This window comes from Brevundimonas sp. NPDC007368 (assembly GCF_042869015.1).
Lineage (GTDB): Bacteria > Pseudomonadota > Alphaproteobacteria > Caulobacterales > Caulobacteraceae > Brevundimonas.
In genome coordinates this window covers 354,351-375,868 of record NZ_JBIAFA010000005.1, presented here as the reverse complement: position 1 = coordinate 375,868, position 21,518 = coordinate 354,351, and the positions used below count along the sequence as shown (strand labels likewise).

Annotated in this window: 17 protein-coding genes; 7 read left to right on the top strand and 10 right to left on the bottom strand. The window is 67.4% G+C overall.

Annotated features, from left to right (window positions below):
* Positions 1-7 precede the first annotated feature (7 nt).
* From ACFYLW_RS13185 to rhmD, 6 genes are all read right to left on the bottom strand, one after another.
* On the bottom strand, positions 8-2,302 hold the full coding sequence (locus tag ACFYLW_RS13185; protein ID WP_313471958.1) for a hypothetical protein: 2,295 nt from the start codon (positions 2,300-2,302) through the stop codon (positions 8-10).
* The gene (locus ACFYLW_RS13180) at positions 2,302-3,564 is read right to left on the bottom strand and encodes a sugar MFS transporter (RefSeq protein ID WP_312064085.1); all 1,263 of its coding nucleotides are present in this window, start codon (positions 3,562-3,564) and stop codon (positions 2,302-2,304) included. Before ACFYLW_RS13180 ends, ACFYLW_RS13185 begins: the two co-directional genes overlap by 1 nt.
* A 63-nt stretch (positions 3,565-3,627) precedes the next feature.
* Positions 3,628-4,530, bottom strand: a complete 903-nt coding sequence (locus ACFYLW_RS13175; RefSeq protein ID WP_390183186.1) for an amidohydrolase family protein — start codon at positions 4,528-4,530, stop codon at positions 3,628-3,630.
* 12 nt (positions 4,531-4,542) lie between these two features.
* Positions 4,543-5,295, bottom strand: coding sequence for an SDR family NAD(P)-dependent oxidoreductase (locus ACFYLW_RS13170; RefSeq protein ID WP_312064088.1), 753 nt, complete (start codon positions 5,293-5,295; stop codon positions 4,543-4,545).
* Positions 5,292-6,155, bottom strand: coding sequence for a fumarylacetoacetate hydrolase family protein (locus ACFYLW_RS13165; RefSeq protein ID WP_312064089.1), 864 nt, complete (start codon positions 6,153-6,155; stop codon positions 5,292-5,294). Before ACFYLW_RS13165 ends, ACFYLW_RS13170 begins: the two co-directional genes overlap by 4 nt.
* Before the next feature lie 17 nt (positions 6,156-6,172).
* Positions 6,173-7,366, bottom strand: a complete 1,194-nt coding sequence (gene rhmD, locus ACFYLW_RS13160; RefSeq protein ID WP_312064091.1) for an L-rhamnonate dehydratase — start codon at positions 7,364-7,366, stop codon at positions 6,173-6,175.
* 150 nt (positions 7,367-7,516) lie between these two features.
* On the opposite strand from rhmD, the gene ACFYLW_RS13155 reads away from it, so the two are divergent.
* From ACFYLW_RS13155 to lldD, 3 genes are read left to right on the top strand one after another with little or no spacing between them, the layout of a single operon-like run.
* Positions 7,517-8,314 carry an IclR family transcriptional regulator gene (locus tag ACFYLW_RS13155; protein ID WP_292083516.1) on the top strand — a complete coding sequence of 266 codons (798 nt, stop codon included), beginning with the start codon at positions 7,517-7,519 and terminating at the stop codon, positions 8,312-8,314.
* A gap of 24 nt (positions 8,315-8,338) precedes the next feature.
* Positions 8,339-9,100, top strand: a complete 762-nt coding sequence (locus ACFYLW_RS13150; RefSeq protein WP_312064094.1) for an SDR family NAD(P)-dependent oxidoreductase — start codon at positions 8,339-8,341, stop codon at positions 9,098-9,100.
* 10 nt (positions 9,101-9,110) lie between these two features.
* A complete protein-coding gene (gene lldD / locus ACFYLW_RS13145; protein ID WP_312064096.1) occupies positions 9,111-10,250 on the top strand; it encodes an FMN-dependent L-lactate dehydrogenase LldD in 1,140 nt (379 codons plus the stop codon).
* Between the two features lie 10 nt (positions 10,251-10,260).
* Here lldD and ACFYLW_RS13140 read toward each other — a convergent pair whose 3' ends face one another.
* The 4 genes from ACFYLW_RS13140 to ACFYLW_RS13125 form a co-directional block, all read right to left on the bottom strand.
* Complete coding sequence (locus tag ACFYLW_RS13140; RefSeq protein WP_312064098.1) at positions 10,261-11,676, bottom strand: amino acid permease; 1,416 nt, start codon at positions 11,674-11,676, stop codon at positions 10,261-10,263.
* Between the two features lie 109 nt (positions 11,677-11,785).
* Complete coding sequence (locus ACFYLW_RS13135; protein WP_312064099.1) at positions 11,786-12,319, bottom strand: PadR family transcriptional regulator; 534 nt, start codon at positions 12,317-12,319, stop codon at positions 11,786-11,788.
* 20 nt (positions 12,320-12,339) lie between these two features.
* Positions 12,340-12,771, bottom strand: coding sequence for a nuclear transport factor 2 family protein (locus ACFYLW_RS13130; protein ID WP_312064100.1), 432 nt, complete (start codon positions 12,769-12,771; stop codon positions 12,340-12,342).
* A gap of 13 nt (positions 12,772-12,784) precedes the next feature.
* Positions 12,785-14,827 (bottom strand): NADPH-dependent 2,4-dienoyl-CoA reductase, encoded by a 2,043-nt coding sequence (locus ACFYLW_RS13125; RefSeq protein ID WP_312064103.1) that lies wholly within the window; start codon positions 14,825-14,827, stop codon positions 12,785-12,787.
* 125 nt (positions 14,828-14,952) lie between these two features.
* On the opposite strand from ACFYLW_RS13125, the gene ACFYLW_RS13120 reads away from it, so the two are divergent.
* From ACFYLW_RS13120 to ACFYLW_RS13105, 4 genes are all read left to right on the top strand, one after another.
* On the top strand, positions 14,953-15,549 hold the full coding sequence (locus ACFYLW_RS13120) for a sigma-70 family RNA polymerase sigma factor (RefSeq protein ID WP_312064105.1): 597 nt from the start codon (positions 14,953-14,955) through the stop codon (positions 15,547-15,549).
* Positions 15,521-16,477 (top strand): FecR domain-containing protein, encoded by a 957-nt coding sequence (locus ACFYLW_RS13115; protein WP_312064107.1) that lies wholly within the window; start codon positions 15,521-15,523, stop codon positions 16,475-16,477. Before ACFYLW_RS13120 ends, ACFYLW_RS13115 begins: the two co-directional genes overlap by 29 nt.
* A 106-nt stretch (positions 16,478-16,583) precedes the next feature.
* Positions 16,584-19,877 carry a TonB-dependent receptor gene (locus ACFYLW_RS13110; RefSeq protein ID WP_312064110.1) on the top strand — a complete coding sequence of 1,098 codons (3,294 nt, stop codon included), beginning with the start codon at positions 16,584-16,586 and terminating at the stop codon, positions 19,875-19,877.
* Between the two features lie 162 nt (positions 19,878-20,039).
* Positions 20,040-21,305, top strand: coding sequence for a dicarboxylate/amino acid:cation symporter (locus ACFYLW_RS13105; RefSeq protein WP_390183184.1), 1,266 nt, complete (start codon positions 20,040-20,042; stop codon positions 21,303-21,305).
* Positions 21,306-21,518 lie beyond the last annotated feature (213 nt).

The window sequence follows — 21,518 nt, the reverse complement described above, 5'->3', positions numbered from 1 at the left end:
ATCGTCATCAGGGCGCGGGGGTCAGGCCTTCGACCCGCACGCTCCAGCCTTCTTTCGGGAAGCCGGGCGCATGGCCGGTGGAGCCGTCCCAGCCGCCGGCCATCAGACCCACCGCCATGAGCAACGAGCCGTTGGACGGGAAGTAGGTCTCGGCCGCGCGACGATAGCCGGCCCCGTCGGGGTTGACCGACATCTCCACGCCGCCGGCGCCGGCGGACACCGGCACCAGCTCGTCGGCGTGCTCGTCCAGGTGGACGCGCGGGGTCATGCCGGTGACGCCCCACTGGTTGTTCTTCAGGTCGGCGAACAGCCAGTCGACAGCCTTTTCCGGCTCGCCGAGGCGGGCGGCGGTCATGGCCATCATGGGGAAGTCCCAGCCCCAGGTCTGGCGCACGTCCCAGTTCTGTTCCACCGCCTCGAAGGTTCGGCGCATGGCGGCGGGATCGATCCGCGCGCCGGGAATGAAGCCATAGGCCATCAGGAAGGAGGGGTGGTCGCGGTTCTTGCACTGGGCAGCCGCGGCGTGCTTGCGGCAGGCGTCCGACATGGCCGTCTCCCAGAAGTCCGGCACGCTCTCGACCGGCAGGTAGAGGCCGTCCTTCATCGCCGGTGGGGCGATCTTGGCCAGGGCCTGATCCCAGTCGGCGCGACGGGGCTGTCCCTGACGGACACGCCACTGTTGCGCGGTTTCCAGCGCCCAGCGGAAATACTCGACCTCGAAGGTCGGGTTCACCGTGGTCAGGGGATCATAGTTTTCCTGAGCCGGAATCAGGGGCGTGCCGAGGTTCAGGCGGCCGTTCTGTTCGATCGGCCAGGAAGCCAGCAGGTCGGCGGTAGTCTCGACCAGTTCGCTGTACCGGCCCAGCACCGCCGGGTCCTTTTCCGAGCGCCAGACCAGTTCGGCCAGCAGGATGGGATGCGGCTGCTGCCACATGATGAAGGGCGAGACGAGGCTGGGGCTGTTGCGGCCCTCGGGCCCGACCATCTTCGGCCACCAGGCGCCCTTGACCCCGTGACGCGCGGCCTCGGCCCGGGCGTTGTCGAGATTGCCCAGATACCAAGGCAGGCTGCGCTCCAGCAGTTCGGGGCGGCCCCACATGGCCTGCCAGCCGGCGTGCCACGGATGCATCTCCAGATGGAACTTGCCGTACCAGGAGTTGGAGAAGAGGCCCTCTTCCTGTGGCGGCAGTTCGCCCGCGCCGTTCACCGCCGACAGGTATTGCGACAGCACCACGCGGCGTTCCAGCTCTGCGGCGCGCGGGTCGGTCGAGCCGGTGAAGTCGACGGCGCCGCCCTCGGTCCAGAAGGCGTTCCAGTGGGTGGTCACGGCCTGAACGCTGGAGGAGTAGGCGGGGGCCTTCGTCGTGTCCGCCGTCTGATCGAAGCGGACCATGACGGTCAGCCGGTCGCGGCCGTTGGCGACGACGCTGAAGCGGTCAGCCCCGCTCTGCTCGATCTTGCCCGAGGCGATGATGCCGGAATGATAGGTGGTGTCGTCCAGGGTGCGGCGAATGCGAACGTCGCCGGTGTCGAAGGCGACGACCTCCAGGCTTTGTGCGCCCGTGGCCTCGAAGCTGGTCGGATCGGGATTGATCGCCGGGTTCACGCCGGGATAGCGGACCTGAACGCCCAGGCCCTGGGACGCGACCAGAGGCGAGACGATCTCGACCATGACCATGTCGAGCTCGGGATGGACGCGGGTCACGACCTCGACCGGCTGGCCGTCATAGGTGAAGCGGCTGGTCAGGGCGCCCGACCAAAGGTCCAGGGTCTGGCGCGTGTCCGCCACCTTGGCGAAGTCCAGAGCGCGGCCGTCGCTGAAGCTCAGGCCGATGCGGCTGAGCGAGATGCGGTGCGGATTGGCCCGCAGCCAGGTGAAGGCGGGGTTGGTTTCGGCCTCGGCCCAGGACTTCATCCAGGCGTAGGGCTGCTCGCCGCGACCGGGGACGGGGACGTTCACCAGCCCGTTCTGCTCAGTGTAGCCCTCGGGATTGGGGAAGCTGTGCCAGGCCCACTGGGCCATGGTCAGCAGGGGGGCCAGTTCCGAATACTGCTCGGGGAAGGTTTGCAGGCCGGTGATGTCGGCGGTGAAGCCCAGGTCGCCATTGCCCAACATGATCGGGGCGTGGCGGTCGATGGCGGTCAGCGTCACATTATGACGCTGGGCCAGGGCCTGCCTATTGATCGGGGCCGCCGGGGCGACCGCCGATGCCGGCTGAACCGTCTGGGCGCAGGCGCCCAGCGGCAGAGCGACCGGGCCGGCCAGCAGGGTGAAGGCGAGCAGGGCGGAACGCAGACGCATCAGTTGGCCTCCGTCTTCAGGCCCAGACCGGCGCCCTTCCAGCCGTACCAGGCGACGACGACGAAGCAGGCGGCGGGCAGCAGGAAGGCGACATTGGCCCCGTAGAGGTCGGAGATCTTGCCCATCGGCCAGGGCAGCAGCACGCCGCCGCCGATGGCCATGACCATCAGCGACGAGGCCTTCTTCGTCGCGGCGCCCAGGCCGGTGGTGCCCAGGGCGAAGATGGTGGCGAACATGGTGGACATGAAGAAGAAGACGGCGATCAGGGCGATCGGCGACACCTTGTCGATGCCGGCGGCCACGATCAGCGTCAGGATGACGTTGATGACGCCATAGGCGGTCAGCAGGGTGCGCGGCTTGACCTTGAGCAGAAGGGCGGTCGCGGCGAAGCGTCCGACCAGATAGCCGATGGCGGCCAGCGACAGCATGAAGGCGCCGGTCTGGCTGCTCAGGCCCTGCCAGTTCTGGGTCACCAGATTGATGAAGAAGGCGCCGATGCCGACCTGGGCGCCGATGTAGAGGGCCTGGGTGATGACGCCCGCGACGAAGTGCGGTTGCTTGGACAGCGGCTTGGCCACGCCGCCGGCGTCCTCGCCGCCGTGGTCAGCCAGGCCCGTTTCGGGCAGGCGGGCGCGCCACACCACCAGGGCGAACAGCACGACGCCCAGGGCGATCAGGCCATAGACGATCTGGATCGAGCGGGTGGCGCCGCCCAGAGCCTCGGTCGTGGTGGGACTGAAGAAGACCGCGCCGCCGATCAGGGGGCCGAAGAAGACGCCAAGCGCATTGAACGACTGGGCCAGGTTCAGGCGCTGCGGCGCCTTGGCCGGGTCGCCCAGCACGTTCACATAGGTGTCGGCGCTGGTCTCAAGAATGCAGAGACCCGCCGCCAGAACGAACATCGAGCCGACGAAGGGCAGGAAGGCGCCGGCGCTGGCCGCCGGAATGAAGAGCAGGGCGCCGACCGCCGCGACCATCAGGCCGGTGACGATGCCGAACTTGTACCCGCGCGCGTTCAGCAGCATGCCCGCAGGCACGCTGAGCAGCAGATAGGCGCCGAAATAGGCGATCTGCAGCCAGGCGCTGTCGGCGTGGCTGATGCTGAGCGTGTCCTGGAAATGCTTGTTCAGAACGTCCAGCAGGCCGTAGGCCAGACCCCAGATCAGGAAGCAGGCGATGGCGAAGGCCAGCGGACCGCGCAGGTTGCCGGCGGGCACGGCGAGACCGCCGGGGGTGTGGGCGGCGTCGGTTTCGATACTCATGTCGTCCTCTCGGGCTTCCTCGGGGGCCGGCGCCGTCTTGATGCGGGCTCGGCGAATGATGGGTCAGATGCGGTAGATCGCCTCGGCGTTGGCGGCGAACAGGCGGTCGCGTTCATCGGCGCTGAAGTGGCGCGTGATGGCGTCGAAGGCGGAATAGAAGGCGTCGAAGGTCCCGTGAACGCGCTCGACCGGAAAGTCGCTGGCGAACATGGCGCGGTGTGTCCCGAAGGTCTCGATGCAGGTCAACACGATTGGCTGGATGGAGTGCAGGGTCCAGGTGCGGTCGGTGATGCCGAGGCCGGAGATCTTGATCGACACCTGGGGGCGCTCGACCAGGGCCTTCAGCCCGGCGCGCCAGAGCGCCAGGCCCTCGGCGTCGCGGTCGGTCGGCAGACCGGCGTGGTTGATGATCAGCGGAATGTCGGGATGGGCGTCGGCCAGTTCGACCGCGTTGGCCATCTGCGACGGATAGAGCTGCAGGTCGAAGGACAGGCCGTGACGCGCCAGCTTGGCGAATCCCGCGCGCCATGCGGGATCGAGCAGGGGGTCGGCGGGATTGTAGGTCTTCAGCGGATCGGCGTGCCAGCAGACGATCTGGCGCACGCCCCGGACGTTGGGTCGGGCGGCGTGGGCTTCCAGCAGGGCGTCCAGATCGGGGTCGGTCAGGTCAGCGCCGGCGACGACGCCATGCGGATAGCCGTAGTCGTCGGCCATGGCCTGCAGCCAGTCGGTCTCGGCCAGCTGTTGACCGCGCGGCTGGCCGGCCTCGACATGGACGATCTTGTCCACGCGCCAGTTCGCCGTGTCGGCCAGGTAGTCCTTCAGCAGGTAATCGCGGTGCGCGATTGGGGACATGTCCCCCGCCGGATTGTTCGGCAGGGGATCGTCTTGCAACCAGCCGTAGCGGGCGCGTGACAGGTCCCACAGGTGGACGTGCGGATCGACGATGCGAAGGTCGCGGCCCACCTGCGGCGCTCCTTAGTAGGTCGTACGGCCGCCCGACGTATCGAACGTCGAGGCGGTGGTGAAGCTGCATTCTTCCGACGCCATGAAGCAGACCATGGCGACGCTTTCCTCGACCTCGCCCAGGCGGCCCATGGGGATCTTGGAGCGCATGTAGTCGACCTGGCTCTGCGGCAGCTGCTCCAGGATGGGGCTTTCGAAGGTGGCGGGGGTCAGGCTGTTGGCGATGACGCCCTTGCCGGCCAGTTCCTTGCCCAGGGACTTGGTGAAGCCGATCACGCCGGCCTTGGACGCCGAATAGGCGCTGGCGTTGGGGTTGCCTTCCTTGCCCGCGACCGAGGCCACGTTGACGATGCGGCCATAGCCGTTGTCCAGCATGTAGGGGGTGACGGCGCGGCAGCAGTAGAAGACGCCGTTCAGGTTGATGTCGACCACGCGCTTCCAGCTGTCGAGCGGGAACTCGTGCACCGGCACGGTGGCGCCGGTAATGCCGGCCGAGGCGACCAGGATATCGATGCGCCCGCCCAGGGCCTCATGCGAGGTCTTGGCGGCGGCCTCTACGGCGGCCGGGTCGGCCACGTCCAGGGCCACAGTGGCGACGGCGCCCACTTCCTCGGCGGCGGCCTTCAGCGTGTCCGCGTTAAGATCCCAGAGCACGACCTTGCCGCCCTCGGCGACGATGCGGGCGGCCGAGGCCTTGCCCAGGCCCGAGGCGCCGCCGGTGACGACGGCGGTGCGGCCGGTGAAACGCCCCTGATAAGCGCTCATGCCACCACATCCTTCGACCAGGCGACGACCGATTGGCGCTGAGAACCCAGCTTTTCGATCCCCAGCTCCATGACGTCACCGGCCTTGAGGTAGAAGGGCTCGGGCTTCTGGCCCAGACCGACGCCGGGCGGGGTGCCGGTGGTGATCAGGTCACCGGGCTCCAGGGTCATGAACTGGCTGACGTAGGAGACGATCTCGGCCACGCCGAAGATCATGGTCTTGGTGTTGCCGCTCTGCATGCGCTTGCCGTTGAGATCCAGCCACATGTCGAGCGCCTGCACGTCGCCGACCTCGTCCGTGGTGACGATCCAGGGACCGACCGGGCCGAAAGTCTCACAACCCTTGCCCTTGTCCCAGGTGCCGCCGCGCTCGGTCTGGAAGGCGCGTTCCGACACGTCGTTGATCAGGACATAGCCGGCCACATGGTCCAGGGCGTCGGCTTGCTCGACGTAGGAGGCGCGCTGGCCGATGACGATGCCCAGCTCGACTTCCCAGTCGGTCTTTTCGGAGCCGCGGGGAATGACAACGGTATCATTCGGGCCCGTCAAACAGGAGACCGCCTTGGTGAAGACCACGGGCTCTGCGGGGATCGGCAGGTTGGACTCGGCGGCATGGTCGGCGAAGTTCAGGCCGATGGCGATGAACTTGCGCACGCCGTTGACCGGCACGCCGTAACGCGGCGCGCCCTCGACCAGAGGCAGGGTCTCGGGATCAACGGCCTTCAGCGCGGCGAGGCCTTCGCCCCACAGGTGGTCCGGGGTGATGTCGGCGACCACGCCCGACAGGTCGCGGATGCGGCCTTCGGCGTCCAGGGTGCCGGGCTTTTCCTGACCCTTGGGGCCGTAGCGGAGGAGCTTCATGGGGAGGAACTCTTGTCTTAGCGCGCGTAGGGGCGGTGCAGGGCGATGTCGCGGTTCAGCTCGACGCCGAAGCCGGGGGTGTCGGGAACCTTCAGCTTGCCGTTCACCGGAACGGGCTCGCCGATCAGTTGCGGATGGAACATCGGCACGACCTCGTCGGCGCCGGGGGCCATCATCAGGAACTCCGCGAACGGGCTGTTATGGCGCGTCACGACGAAGTGGTAGGAATAGACGGATGAGCCGTGGGGGATCATCAGCACGCCCTTGGAATCGGCCAGGGCCGAGATCTTCTGCAGCTCGGTCACGCCGCCGCACCAGCCCACGTCGGGCTGGATGATGTCGCAGCATTCCATCTCCAGCAGCATGCGGAAGCCCCAGCGGGTGGCCTCGTGCTCGCCGGTGGTGACCAGCATCCCCTTGGGCGCGTTCTTCTTCAGCGCCTGATAGCCCCAGTAGTCGTCGGGGCTGAGCGCCTCCTCGATCCACTTCAGGCCCAGCTTGTGGGCCTCGTGGGCCAGGCGGGTGGCGTAGTTGAGGTCCAGCGCCATCCAGCAGTCGAACATCAGCCAGAAGTCGTCGCCGCAGGCGTTCCGCATGGCCTCAAGCTCGGCCAGGTTCTTGCGCAGGCCCTCTTCACCCTCGGCCGGGCCGTGGTGCAGGGGCATCTTGCCGCCGATGAAGCCCAGTTCCTTGGCTTTGTCGGGACGTGCGCCGGTGGCGTAGAAGGTCAGTTCGTCGCGAACCGCCCCGCCCAGCATGGCGAAGACCGGCTCCTGACGCAGGCGGCCCAGCAGGTCCCAAAGGGCCAGATCGACGCCGGAGATGGCGTTCACCACCAGACCCTTGCGGCCATAATACTGGGTCGAGAAATACATCTGGTCCCAGATCTTTTCGACCTCGGAAGGATCACGGCCTTCCAGGAAACGGGCGAGGTGCTTTTCGACGATATAGGCGGCGGGTTCGCCGCCGGTGGTCACGGCGAAGCCGACCACGCCGTTGTCCGCTTCGATCTCGACCACCAGGGTGCCCAGCACATTGATGCCGAAGCTGCGGCGGCTCTGGCGGTACTCGGGGTACTTGGCCATCGGCGTGGCGATGTGGTCGTCGATCCAGTGGCCGTCGCCCTGGTCGTGATAGTCGGCGCCCCCGCCCGTGCCGTCGTTTTTCACAACAAATGCGCGGACGTGTTTGATTTTCGGCAGGCGGCTCATTGGCAAATCACCGCGATACGGTAATCCGCTCCCATAATGCGGGATTTCACTGGCGTTCCTCCGTGCGACCCGTCAAACTTGCCAACCATTTGAGCGGCCCGCTTGCGTGTTTTGCTACATTCTGGGAATGAGGATTACGAGATGGGACGAATGACGTCAATCAAGACCGAACACGGCGAAGGCGAAGAGGAAACCGGGGTCAAGGCCTCCGGCAGCCAGACCCTGCTGCGCGGTCTGGATGTCATCGACGCGTTGATCGACGGCTCGCTGCCTCTGGCCGAACTGTCCGAGAAGCTGGAGCTGACGCGCAGCACCACCCACCGTCTGGCTTCGGCTTTGGTGGACCGGCGCCTGCTGTCCTTCCGCCCGCGCGAAGGCTACAGCCTCGGCCCGAAACTGCTGGAGCTGGGCCACGCCGCCAGCCAGCAGATGCATCTGCCCCGCGTGGCGCGCCCCTGGCTGGAGCATCTGTCGGCGGCGACAGACGACACGGTGCACCTGGGCGTGCTGGACGGCCGCTTCGCCCTCTATCTCGACAAGGTGCCGGGGCGTCGTCGCGTGAATATCGGTTCGCGTCTGGGCGAACGTCATCCCATCGCCTCGACGGGTCTGGGCAAGGCGCTGATCCTCGACAAGTCCGAGCCGGAGTGGAGCGACTTCTACGCCCCCGAGGGCGCGCCGTTCGATTCCGCCGCCCGCGCCGTCTGGATGGAGCGGATGCGCGGCTACGCCGAGAAGGGCTACGCCTTCGACCTCGAGGAGAACGAGGATCAGGTCCGTTGCGTCGCCGCGCCGATCCGTTCGGTGGACGGGCATATCGTGGCCGCGATCAGCGTCTCCTCCGCCGCACAATATATGTCCGACGCCCGGATGGCCGAACTGACCAAGACGGTCACCGACGCCGCCAACGCCATCAGCGGCGACCTGGGCTGGACCCCTAAACCCTGAAGTAACTGACTGTACGGAGCCCCCATGCTGCTTAAAGACAAGGTCGTCCTCATCACCGGAGGATCGCGAGGCATCGGGGCGGCCGTGGCCGTGGAAATGGCCAAGCAGGGCGCCGACGTGGCCATTAACAGCCACTCGGGCGGCGACGCCGCCGCCGAAGTGATCGCAGCGGTCGAGGCATATGGCCGGCGCTGCATCTCGGTCGAGGGCGACGTGGCCCTGCCGGAAACGGCGGCCGCCTTCGTCAACGCCGCGGTCGAGGCCTTCGGCAAGGTGGACGTCTTCGTCTCCAACGCCGGCATCTGCCCCTTCCACGCCTTCCTCGACATGCCGGCCGAGACGCTGAAGCGGACGATGGAGGTCAACCTGCACGGCGCCTACTTCATGACCCAGGCGGCGGCGAACCAGATGGTCAAGCAGGGCAAGGGCGGCGCCATCGTGGCCATCAGCTCGATCTCGGCCCTGGTCGGCGGCGAGTTCCAGACCCACTACACCCCGACAAAGGCGGGCGTGCACAGCCTGATGCAGTCCTGCGCCATCGCCCTGGGCAAGCACGGCATCCGCTGCAACTCGGTGCTGCCGGGCACCATCCTGACCGACATCAACAAGGATGACCTGGCCGATCCGGCCAAGCGCGAATACATGGAGGGCCGCATCCCGCTGGGCCGTCTGGGTCAACCCGAAGACATCGGCGGCGCCGTCGCCTTCCTGGCCTCGGACATGGCGGCCTATGTCACCGGCGCGGCCCTGCTGGTCGACGGCGGCGCCTTCGTGAACCTGCAATAGGTCGAGCGGCGTGAAGGCGGCCTCCATCACCGACTATCGCGAACTGGCGCGTCGGCGCCTGCCACGCTTCCTGTTCGAATACATCGACGGCGGCTCCTACGCCGAGACGACGTTGGGGCGAAACGTCAGCGACCTGCGCGACGTGGCCCTGCGTCAGCGGGTGCTGCGCGACGTCTCGGACATCGACCTGTCGGCGACCCTGTTCGGTCAGAAGCAAAGCCTGCCGGTGGCGCTTGCCCCCGTCGGGCTGGCGGGGATGAACGCCCGGCGCGGCGAGGTTCAGGCGGCCCGCGCCGCCGCGGCCTTCGGCGTGCCCTTCACCCTGTCCACCGTCGGCGCCTGTTCGATCGGCGAGGTGGCGGCGGGCAGTCCCACGCCCTTCTGGTTCCAGCTCTACATGATCCGTGACCGCGCCTTCATGGCCGATCTGCTGGATCTGGCCGAGGCGGCGAAATGCCCGGCCCTGATTTTCACCGTCGACATGCCGGTGCCAGGGTCGCGCTATCGTGATTATCACTCGGGGCTGGCGGGGGCCTCGGGCTTCTTCGGCGACATGCGCCGGGCCATGCAGGCGGTCGGTCGTCCGGCCTGGGCCTGGGATGTCGGCGTCCGGGGCGGGCCGCATTCGCTCGGCAATGTCGCGCCGGTGCTAAAAGGCAAGACCGGCATCGACGACTTCTTCGCCTGGATGCGCGACAACTTCGATCCGACCGTGACTTGGGACGATCTGGCCTGGGTGCGCGAGCGCTGGAAGGGGCCGCTGATCATCAAGGGCGTGCTGGACGCGGACGACGCCAAACGCGTCGCCGATCTGGGAGCGGACGGCCTGGTGGTGTCGAACCACGGCGGGCGTCAGCTGGACGGGGTCCTGTCCTCGACCCGCGCACTGCCGCCGATCGCCGATGCGGTCGAGGGCCGGCTGACCGTGCTGGCCGACGGCGGGATCCGCAGCGGTCTGGACGTGGCGCGGATGCTGGCGCTCGGCGCCGACGGGGTGCTGATCGGCCGGGCCTGGGCCTATGCCCTGGCCGCGCGCGGCGAGGCGGGCGTCAGCCATGTGCTGAACCTGATGGCCGCCGAGATGAAGGTGGCCATGGCCCTGACCGGCGTGACGTGCGTCGATCAACTGGACCGCAAGGCTCTGGCCTGATCAGTCTGGCCTAGGCGGGCGGCTTGCCCGCCAGGCTGTGGCGACGACCATAGGCCAGATAGACGGCGATCCCGGCCAGGTTCCAGAACAGGAACCACAGGTGGGTCTTCTGCGGCAGGCTGGCCAAGAGGTAGAGACAGCCGGCGATGGCGATGGGGCCGATCACCCAGGCCAGGGGCGTGCGGAAGCCGCGCGGCGCGTCGGGCGCACGGCGGCGCATGATCAGCATGCAGACCGCCACCGCCGTGAAGGCGACCAGCGACCCGGCGTTGGCCAGGGCGACGATCTCGTCCAGCGGCAGGAAGAGGCTGATGGCGCCGACGATGGCGACGGTGAACAGGGTGATGCGGATCGGTCGCCCGCCCTTCGACACCCGGGACAGGCCGTGCGGCAGCAGGCCGTCGCGCGCCATGACGAAGAAGATGCGGCTCTGGCCGTAGAAGAAGGCCATGATGACGGTCGGCAGGGTGAGGACGGCGGTCACGGCCAGGAAGCGGGCGGCGCCGGGCTGGTTGATCTCGCGCAGGATCAGGGCCAGGGGCTCGGGGCTGTTGGCGAAGGCGGTGAAGGGCGTGGCGCCCAGGGCCGCCAGGGCGATGATCGTATAGATGGCGGCGCAGGCGAACATGGAGCCGATGATGCCGATGGCCAGGTCGCGCTTGGGATTGCGGGTTTCCTCGGCGGCGGTGGCGATGGCGTCGAAGCCGTAGAAGGCCGAGAAGATGATGGCGGCGGCGGCCATGATGCCACGCTCGACGCCGTCGGCGCCCATGTTGCGCGCGAAGCCGTAGGGGCTGAAGGGCTCCAGGTTGGCGGCGTCGAAATGGGGCAGGGCGAACCAGACGAAGACGGCCAGGGCCGACAGCTTCACCGCCACCAGGATCATGGTCAGGCTGGCGCTCTTGCGCGTGCCGGCGATCAGCAGGGCGGCGACGACGGCGATGATGAAGAGGGCGGGCAGGTTGGCGACCCCGCCGGCGTGCGGCGCCTGCATCAGGGCCATGGGCACGCCCGCCCAGCCGTTCAGCAGGGGGGCGGCGTAGCCGGACCAGCTGACGGCCACGGCGCTGACCACCAGGCTGTATTCCAGGATCAGGCTCCAGCCGATGATCCAGGCGAAGACCTCGCCCATGACCACATAGGAATAGGTATAGGCGCTTCCCGAGGCCGGGATCATCGAGGCCATCTCGGCATAGGCCAGGGCGGCGCAGGCGCAGACGAAACCGGCGATCAGGAAGGACAGCAGGACGGCGGGACCCGCCTTGTCGGCGCCGATGCCGATCAGGGTCAGGATGCCGGTGCCGACGATGGCGCCCACGCCCATGGCGATCAGATGCGGCCAGCTCAGGGTGCGCGGCAGGGCCTGCCCGTCATGCGTGTTCTGAGTGTCGGCGTCGATGCGCTTGCGTGCGTTCCAGCGGCCCATTTGGCGATCCTAGGGGGAGGGGGCGGACCTCTTCGCACGGATCATGGGCGGGATGAAACCAAGGGCTCGGCGCGAAAGACGACAATAGACGTTTTTACGGACTGGGCGCCTAGCGCGGCGTCTGCAAGATGGCGAGGGCCTCGTCGCAGAAGGCGATGCGGTGACGCTCGAACGCGATCCCCGCCTTCAGCACCAGGTGCTGCAGTCGCCGTTCGGGCGAGGCGGGGTCGGACGGAAAGTCCCGCGCCTCGATCTCCAGATAGGCCGCCAGCTTGCCTTGATGGCGCTCGGCGACGGCGGCCAGTTCCTCGGCCAGGTCCGTCGGGCCGACGACGGCCTCGGCGCGGATGCGCACCATCAGTTCGTCTCGGATCGCGGGCGCATCCTGCCGCTCGTTGACCCAGCGCCGCAGTTCCTCGCGACCGGGCGGCAGGATGCGAAAGCGGCGCTTGCCGCCGCGCGCGCCCTCGACCGGTTCCGCCTCGACCCAACCGGCGGCTTCGAGGCGGGCCAGTTCGCGATAGATCTGCTGATGCGTCGCCTGCCAGAAATAGCCGATCGAGCGGTCAAAGCGGCTGGCCAGCTCGGACCCCGATCCGGGGCGTTCAGCCAGCGACGTCAGAAGGGCGTGGGGCAGGGACATGGGGGTTGAATAGCGGAACCTCAGGAGGCCTTGAAGGCGGGCAGGAGGGCGCCGAGGCGGGCGCCCATTTCGGCGGCCAGGGCCTGGACCCCGTTCATGGGGCGCATCATGACCTCGAAGTCCGTGATCAGGCCGTCTTCGTCAAAGCGGATGAAGTCGATGCCCTTGACGCCCTTGTCGCCGACGCGGGCGCTGAACTCCAGCACCACGTTCAGGCCATCGGCGGTGGCGGCTTCACGGTGGTAGGCGAAGTCCTGAAACACGGTGATGACCGTGCCGAGCGCCAGGATCAGGGCGTCGGCGCTGTGATAGGCCTTGAAGGCCACCGGCGAGCGGAAGGTCGCGTCCGGGTGAACAATGGCGCGCAGATCGCTCACGTCGGCCCGCGCCACCATGTCGTGCCATTTGGCCAGGGACGCGGCGGCGGCGGGTTGCAGGTTCAGCGTCGTCATGAGCATTCCTCCCTTAGATGGCGGCGGCCAGGCGCACGCCCTGGTCGATGGCGCGTTTGGCGTCCAGTTCGGCGGCCACGTCAGCCCCGCCGATCAGATGAACCGAGCAGCCGCGCGCGACCAGATCGTCGTGCAGGTCGCGCAGGGGCTCCTGCCCGGCGCAGATGACGACGTGATCGACGGGCAGGGTCTTGTCGGTTCCGTCGATGACGACATGCAGGCCCTCGTCGTCGATGCGGCGATAGGCGACGCCGCTGGCGGTGACGACGCCGTGCATCTTGAGTGCGGCGCGGTGGATCCAGCCGGTGGTGCGGCCCAGGCGCTCGCCGACCTTGCCGGTCGAGCGCTGCATCAGGAAGACCTGACGTTCCGCCGGTTCGACCTGCGGCGCGGTGCGTCCCCCGGCGGTCTTGTAATCGGGATCGACGCCCCAGGTGCGGAAGAAGCGGTCGATGGAAGGTGGTTCGTGCCGCTCGACCAGATACTCGCTGACGTCATGACCGATGCCGCCGGCGCCGATGACGGCGACAGACTTTCCGACCGGAACCTCGTCGCGCAGGACGTCGAGGTAGGACAGGGTTTTGGGGTGCTCGATGCCGTCGATCTCGGGCGTGCGCGGGCTGACGCCGGTGGCCAGGACGATCTCGTCAAAGCCCTCGTCGGCCAGGGCTTGCGCCTCGGCGCGGGTGTTCAGGCGAACCTTGACCCCGGTCAGCTCAAGTTGCCTGCGGAAGTAGCGCAGGGTCTCGCCGAACTCCTCCTTGCCGGGGATTTTCCTGGCGATATTGAACTGACCGCCGACTTGGTTCGCGGATTCGATCAGGGTGACGTCGTGACCGCGCTCTGCGGCGGTGACGGCGAAGCTGAGGCCGGCGGGACCGGCGCCGACGACGGCGATCTTCCTGGGCGCTTCAGCCGGGGCGATGACCAGTTCGGTCTCGTGGCAGGCGCGCGGATTGACCAGGCAGGAGGTGATCTTGCCCGCGAAGGTGTGGTCCAGGCAGGCCTGGTTGCAGCCGATGCAGGTGTTGATCTCGTCGGCGCGGTTCTCGCGCGCCTTCTGCACGAAGGCGGCGTCGGCCAGCAGGGGGCGGGCCATCGACACCATGTCGCAATAGCCCTCGGCCAGCAGGCTCTCGGCCACCTCCGGCGTATTGATCCGGTTGGTGGCGACCAGGGGGATGGAGACCTCGCCCTTCAGCCGCCTGGTCACCCAGGCGAAGGCGGCGCGCGGGACGCTTGTGGCGATGGTGGGGATGCGGGCCTCGTGCCAGCCGATGCCCGTATTGATGATGGTGGCCCCCGCCGCCTCTATGGCCTTGGCCAGTTGCACCACTTCGTCCGCCGTCGAGCCGCCCTCGACCAGATCCAGCATCGACAGGCGATAGATGATGATGAAGTCGGGGCCGACCTTCTCGCGCGTGCGGCGCACGATCTCGAGGGGCAGGCGGATGCGGTTCTCGTACGAGCCGCCCCATTCGTCGTCGCGCTGGTTGGTGCGGGCGGCGATGAACTCGTTGATCAGATAGCCCTCGGACCCCATGACTTCGACGCCGTCATAGCCGGCGGACTGGGCGAGAGCCGCGCAGCGCACGAAGTCCTCGATGGTCTGCTCGACCTCCGCGCCGGTCAGGGCGTGGGGCGCGAAGGGGGTGATCGGGGCCTGAATGGCCGAGGGCGCGACCAGATCAGGATGATAGGCGTAGCGACCGAAGTGCAGGATCTGCAGGGCGATCTTGCCGCCCTCGGCGTGGACGGCGGCGGTGACCAGGCGGTGGTGTTCGGCCTCTTCCTCGGTGTTCAGCTTGGCGCCCCAGGGCATGGGGCGGCCGCGTTCATTCGGTGAAATGCCGCCGGTGACGATCAGCCCGACCTCGCCGCGCGCGCGTTCCGCGTAGAAGGCGGCCATGCGTTCGAAGCCGTTCTCGACCTCCTCCAGCCCGACGTGCATCGAGCCCATCAGCACCCGGTTCTTCAAGGTGGTGAAGCCCAGATCGAGCGGCTTGAGCAGTTCGGGATAGGGCATGGCGGCGGCCTGTTGTGCAATCCGTTTCATAAATACTATCGCCGTTGAAAGTTTATGCAACGAATTGAGATTGAGAGCGCCAAGGACGCCGACGCGGCTGGCCCTATCCAAAATAGCGGTTGAACCGGACGGCCCCGGTCATGCAGAAGCGCTGCATGGGGGTTTCTGACGAACGAGCGCTGTGGCTTGCCACGCATGTGATGCCGCACGAGCCGGCGGTGCGCGGCTGGCTGCGCCGCGGGCGTCAGGCCGAGTGCGATGTCGACGACATCATTCAGGAGGCCTACGCCAAGCTGGTGACGGTCGCCGACGTGTCCGAGATCCGCAACGTGCGGGCCTATTTCTTCCGCACCGCCTATTCGGTCCTGGTCAGTCGGGTGCGCCGCAAGAGCGTGGTCTCGATCCGCTCGCTGGCCGAGGTCGAGAGCCTTCAGCTGGCGGTGGACGAACTGACGCCGGAAGACACGGTGATGGCCCGCAACGAGCTTCAGATCCTGGCCGAGATGATTTCCCGGCTGCCGGAGAAAACGCGAAAGATTTTCCTTTTGAGCCGGGTCTCGGGCCTGTCGCAGAAGGAAGTTTCGCGCCGGACCGGGATTGCGGAAAGCACGGTCGAAAAGCACATCGCAAAGGGTCTGGGACTGCTGATGGCGGCCTATGCGAATGGCGGATTTGGCGCGGTGGTCGCGTCTAAGGCTGAGAAGAAACAACGCGGACGGGTTCATGGTCAGGCAGACAAGCCAGGAGGTTGAGCGCATCGCTTGCCTCTGGGCGGCGAAGCTTGACGACGGACCCCTGTCCCCGGCGGATCAGGCGGAACTGGACGCCTGGCTGGAGGGCGACGAGCGGCGTCTGGGGGCCTTTGCGCGGGCGCGGGCCGTGGCGGTGCACAGCCGCCGGGCGGCCGCGCTGGCGGGCGGGGCCACTCCGTTCACGCGTCCGACGCCCAAGCCGGTCATCAGCCGACGCGGTCTGATCGCGGCCTCGGTGTCGGTGGTCGCGGTCGGCGGCGCGGGGGCGCTGGCGGCCTTGAGCAGCCGGGCGCAGCCGTTCGAGACCCGCATGGGCGAGACCCGGGTCGTGCCGCTGGACGACGGTTCGGTGATGACGCTGAACACCCTGTCCGAGGGCGATGTCCGCTACAGCCGCAGGACGCGCGAAATCGTGCTGACCACGGGCGAGGCCCTGTTCAACGTGGTCGCCGACGCCAGCCGCCCCTTCGTGGTGCGCTCGGGCGAGGCGGCGGTGATCGCCAACGGGGCCAGCTTCCTGGTGCGACGGCTCGGCAAGTCGCCGCTTCAGGTCGTCTCCTTCGGCGGCGAGGTCGAGCTGAACGGCTCGCACGGCCAGGGGCTGGAGCTGGCGGCCAACACCCGCGCCTTCCTGTCCGATGGCGCGCCGCCGGTCCATGTCGGCGAGATCGACGCCGACCGCGAACTGGCCTGGCGGCACGGCCGCATCCAGCTGGAAGACGAGACCCTGATGCGGGCCGCGCGGGAGTTCGCGCGCTACAATCCCACCCGGATCGTGCCCGCTGATCCCCTGGTGGCGGGCATGAAGATCACCGGCCTGTTCGTGGCCAACGACCCCGTCAGCTTCGCCCGCGCGGCGGCCGGAAGTCTGGATCTGGACGTGGCCGTGAACGCCGAGGAAATCAGGCTGAGCCGTCGTCTGGCCTAATTTCAGGCCACGAATTGCTTTTTTTCGGAGGATTCCGGCGCGCCCCGCGTCTTGGAGGTGATCCGTCGCACGGCGGACGTCCAAAAAAGAATCAAGGGTCGGGGTAATGAGAGCGTCTTGGAAGCAGGGCCTGGCGGCGAGCGCCGCGGGATTGGCGCTGTTGTGTGCAGTGAGTGGGGCTCAGGCGCAGGATCGGACGTTCAACGTTCCGGCCCAGCCGATCAGCCAGGCGATTACGGAGCTGGCCCGTCAGGCCGGCGTGCAGATCTCGGCGCCGACGGCGCATCTGTCGGGCGTTCGCGCCCGCGCGGTGAGCGGCGTCATGGACGTCGAGGCGGCGGTGAACCTTCTGATCCAGGACACGGATCTGGAGATCGTCAGCCGGGAGGGAAGCACCTTCGTCTTGCGCCAGCGCCCAAAGGCGGCGGACGCGACCCAGGTGGACGAGGTCGTGGTGGTCGGCAGCCGCATCAAGGGCACGCGCATCAATGAAGCCCTGCCGGTCACGGTTCTGGGCGCACAGGACATCGACGCGGCGGGCGCCGTGGACGGCGACGATCTGTTCCGGTCCATCTCCCAGGCGGGCGACGTCAACTTCAATGACGCCGACACCGACAACGGCGGCATCAACAACGCGCGCGGCGACGTGGCCTCGATCGACCTGCGCGGTCTGGGGACGGGCAACACCCTGACCCTGTTGAACGGTCGCCGTCTGGTGAACCACCCCGGCACCCAGGTCGAGAACTACGTCCCCGTCACCACGGTCAACACCAACGCCATTCCGGTCATGGGCGTGCAGCGGGTCGAGGTCCTGGCCGACGGCGCGGCCGCCCTGTTCGGCACCGACGCCGTGGCCGGCGTGGTCAACACGGTTCTGAAGAGCAACTTCACCGGCTTCAGCACCCAGGCCGGCATGGGCCGCGACGAAGGCGGCATGGAGGAATATTCCTTCAGCTTCCAGGCGGGCAGGGATTTCAACGACGGTCGCACCAACATCTCGGTCATGGGCGACTACCTGACCCGCGACGCCCTGTTCATCTGGGAGCGGCCCTACGCCTCGGTCGAAGGTCGCGCCGCCCGGTTCGGCGATCGCGCCACGGGGCTGGACTACGTCACCTACAGCTCCATCACGGCCTGGGCCGAGGGCCTGCGCCTGAATCCGACCACCTATCAACTGGACAAGACCGCCGCCTCGGTCAACGGCAAGCGGCTGACCAGCACGGCCGGCGCCTTCCATGTCCAGCCGGGAACCAATCCGGGCTGCATCACCGACGGCTTCCGCGCGGGCACCTGCTTCGACGACGGCGTCCTGTCGCTCAGCGGCGCCAATGAAGACGCCAACCTGCGCTACGACCTGGACACCATGCGGACGATCAGCTCGGCGGTCGACCGCGCCAACCTTTTCACCTTCGTCAACCACGAGTTCGACAACGGCGTCGAGGCCTTCGGCGAGATCGGCTACTACTGGGCCAACACCTGGTCGCAGCGCCAGCAGGACACGCCGCTGGGCTATCAGCGCGTGCTGATGTCGCCGACGGCCTACTGGAACCCGCTGGGCGCCGCGGGCGTCACCGCGCGTCTGCCGGGCCTGACCTCGGTGCCGCTGACGGGGGCGGCGGTCGAGCTGCAGGACTTCCGCTTCGCCGACCTGGGCTTCCGTAATGTCGATGTCGAGAACACCTCGACCCGCTTGGTCGGCGGTCTGCGCGGCCAATGGCGCGGCTTCGACTGGGAAACCGGTCTGCTCTACTCCCAGGCCACGACCGAGGACGTGATGGACGCGGTCAGCATGACCAAGCTGCAGGCCGCCATCAACCGCACCACGCCGGACGCCTACAACCCCTTCGCCGGCGGCGACCTGAGCAGCCCCAAGGACGGCGACTTCACCGCCAATAGCCGTGAGACGGTCGAAAGCGTCATGGTCAAGGCCAGCCGCACGGCCGAAACCGAGCTGATGCAGTGGGACCTGCACGTCTCCAAGGCCGACCTCTTCCAGCTGCCGGCCGGCGATGTCGGCCTAGCCGCCGGCGTGGAAGCGCGCCGAGAGACCTTCAAGGAGACGCGGGACGACCGCCTGAACGGCACGATCAACTTCACCGACCTGACCGGTGAAACCTTCCAGAGCGACATCATGGGCGTGACCTTCACGCCTGACAGCTCGGGCGCGCGCAACGTCTATTCGGCCTTCGCCGAACTGGCCGTGCCGGTCGTCTCGCCCGAGATGGAGGTTCCCTTTGTCAAGTCGATCGACATGCAACTGGCCGGACGGGTGGAGCACTATTCCCTGTTCGGGTCGGTCGCGGCGCCCAAGGTCGCCCTGGCCTATCGTCCGAACGATTGGCTGATGTTCCGCGGGGCCTGGTCCAAGGGCTTCCGCGCGCCGAACCTGATGCAACTGCACCAGCCGGACTTCGAGCGGTCGAACTCGCGGCGCGACTACGCCGCCTGCGCGGTCCAGCTGGCGATCGGGGCGATCGACAAGATCACCACCTCGAACGAGTACTGCACCTCGGAATCACGCGTCGAAAGCCGCGCCGGCAACCTGGAGTTGAAGCCCGAGCATTCGAAGAACCTGACCTTCGGCATGGTCTTCGAGCCCAAGCTGTGGCCCGAGAAGTACGGCGTCCTGACCGCGACGGCGGACTACTGGAAGATCAACCAGACCGATCTGGTCGGCATCTTCGGCGCCACCAACCAGTTGATCATGGACTACTATCTGCGCCAGGTCGGCAGCTTCAACGAGAACGTCGTCCGGGCCGACCCCACGGCCGAGCAGATCGCCGACGCCCAGGCCGCCGGTCTGGCCCCGGTCGGCACAATCGTGTCCATCCGCGACGTCTATCTGAACCTGCAGCCGCGCGAGTCCGAAGGCATGGACTATCGCCTGCACTACAGCCTGCGTCGCACGCCGCTCGGCGACTTCACCTGGACGCTGAACGCCAGCCAGTGGCTGAAGATGTACCAGGAGGCCAACGAGGACTATCAGCTGTTGCTGGACGGTCTGCGCGACGGCGTGATCGCCGGCGTTTCGGTCGGCGGGGTCGAGGAACTGGTGCGTCGTAACGGACGACCCGAGTGGAAGGTGACCTCCACCCTGACCTGGAGCACGGGGCCGTGGACCACGGGCTTCTATTCCAGCTACGTCAGCGACTACTTCGACACCTCGGCCAACATGAAGGACACGGGCGACTACTGGGTCGTGGACGAATGGCTGACCCACAACCTCTATGTTCAGTATGAGTTCGAGCAAGGCCCGCTGGAGGGGACGCGTTTCCGCATCGGCGCCAAGAACATCACGGACGAGGAGCCGCCGCTGGCCAACCAGCGCTACGGCTACGACGGTCGCCTGCACTCGAACCGCGGCCGCTGGTGGTACGCGACGATTCGCAGGTCGTTCTGATCTAGTCGTGCGGGCCGTTAGGCTTTAGCAAGATGTGAACGAGGCGGGGCGGTGGATGTTTCGGGCGTCCGCCGCCCCGTTTTTGTATGGACGGACAAGGCTCGGACGGTCGGGGGGACGGTGTTCCGACGGGGTGGGCCGAGTGCAGTTGGAACATTGAAAATGAACCGAATATTCGCCTACCTCATCATCGGCGCCATGATCCTGGGCGTGCTGGTCGGCTGGGGCGTCAACCAGTCCCTGAGCGCCGATCAGGCGGCGGCGGCGGCCAAGAATCTGTCGCTGATCACCGACGTCTTCCTGCGTCTGATCAAGATGATCATCGCGCCTCTGGTCTTCACCACCCTGGTGGCGGGCATCGCCCACATGGAGGACGCCGCCTCGGTCGGGCGCATCGGCGTCAAGACCATGACCTGGTTCATCGGCGCCTCGGTGGTGTCGCTGCTGCTGGGCCTGATCATGGTGCAGATCCTGCAGCCGGGCGCCGGGATGCACCTGCCGCAGGCGGCGCTGGCGACGGCGCCGGCCGCCTCGACCGACGCCTTTTCGCTGCACGGCTTCGTCACCCACCTGGTGCCGACCTCGATCTTCGACGCCATGGCCAAGAACGAGATCCTGCAGATCGTGGTCTTCTCCCTGTTCGTCGGCACGGCGGTCGCCGCCCTGGACGACAAGGCGCCGGCGGTGCTGAACCTGGTCGAACAGGCCGCCTCCATCATGCTGAAGGTGACCGAGTTCGTGATGAAGCTGGCCCCCCTGGCCATCTTCGCCGCCCTGGCCTCGACCATCGCCACGCAAGGGCTGGAGATGCTGGCCGTCTATGCGAAGTTCGTGCTGGGCTTCTACGGCTCGATGGGCATCCTGTGGGGCCTGCTGTTCCTGGCCGGCGCCGCCGTGTTGGGCCGTCGCGTCCTGCCCCTGTTCAAGGTGATCCGCACCCCGGCCCTGCTGGCCTTCTCGACCGCCAGTTCGGAAGCGGCCTATCCGCGCATCCTCGACGCCCTGCCCACCGTCGGCGTGCGTCGCCGCATCGTCAGCTTCGTCCTGCCGCTGGGCTATTCGTTCAACCTCGACGGCTCGATGCTCTACTGCACCTTCGCCACCATGTTCATCATGCAGGCGCACGGCGTGCACCTCAGCGTCTCGCAGCAGGTCTTCATGCTGCTGCTGCTGATGGTGACGTCCAAGGGCATCGCCGGCATTCCGCGCGCTTCGCTGGTGGTCATCATGGCGACCCTGACCTACTTCGGCCTGCCGGAAGCCTGGATCGCCATCGTCCTGGGCGTCGACCACCTGCTCGACATGGGCCGCTCGGCCACCAACGTGGTCGGCAACTCCGTCGCCGCCGCCGTGGTCGCCAAGTGGGAAGGCGAACTGGACGACATCGCCGAGGGCGGGCCGGATGCGCCCAAGCCCGCCGCCGCCTGAAACCTTCCAGGCGCTGAAAATGAAACGGCCGCCCCAGGGATGGGGCGGCCGTTTTGCTGTGTGGCGAGGTAACTGTGGGTGATGCACCCATTCGCCCGCTCATCCCCGCGGAGGCGGGGACCCAGTGCTTTGGCTCCGAGGCGCTTCGCTCAATGGATGGCGCTCAGAACGGCGCTCTCACTGGGTCCCCGCCTCCGCGGGGATGAGCGGATA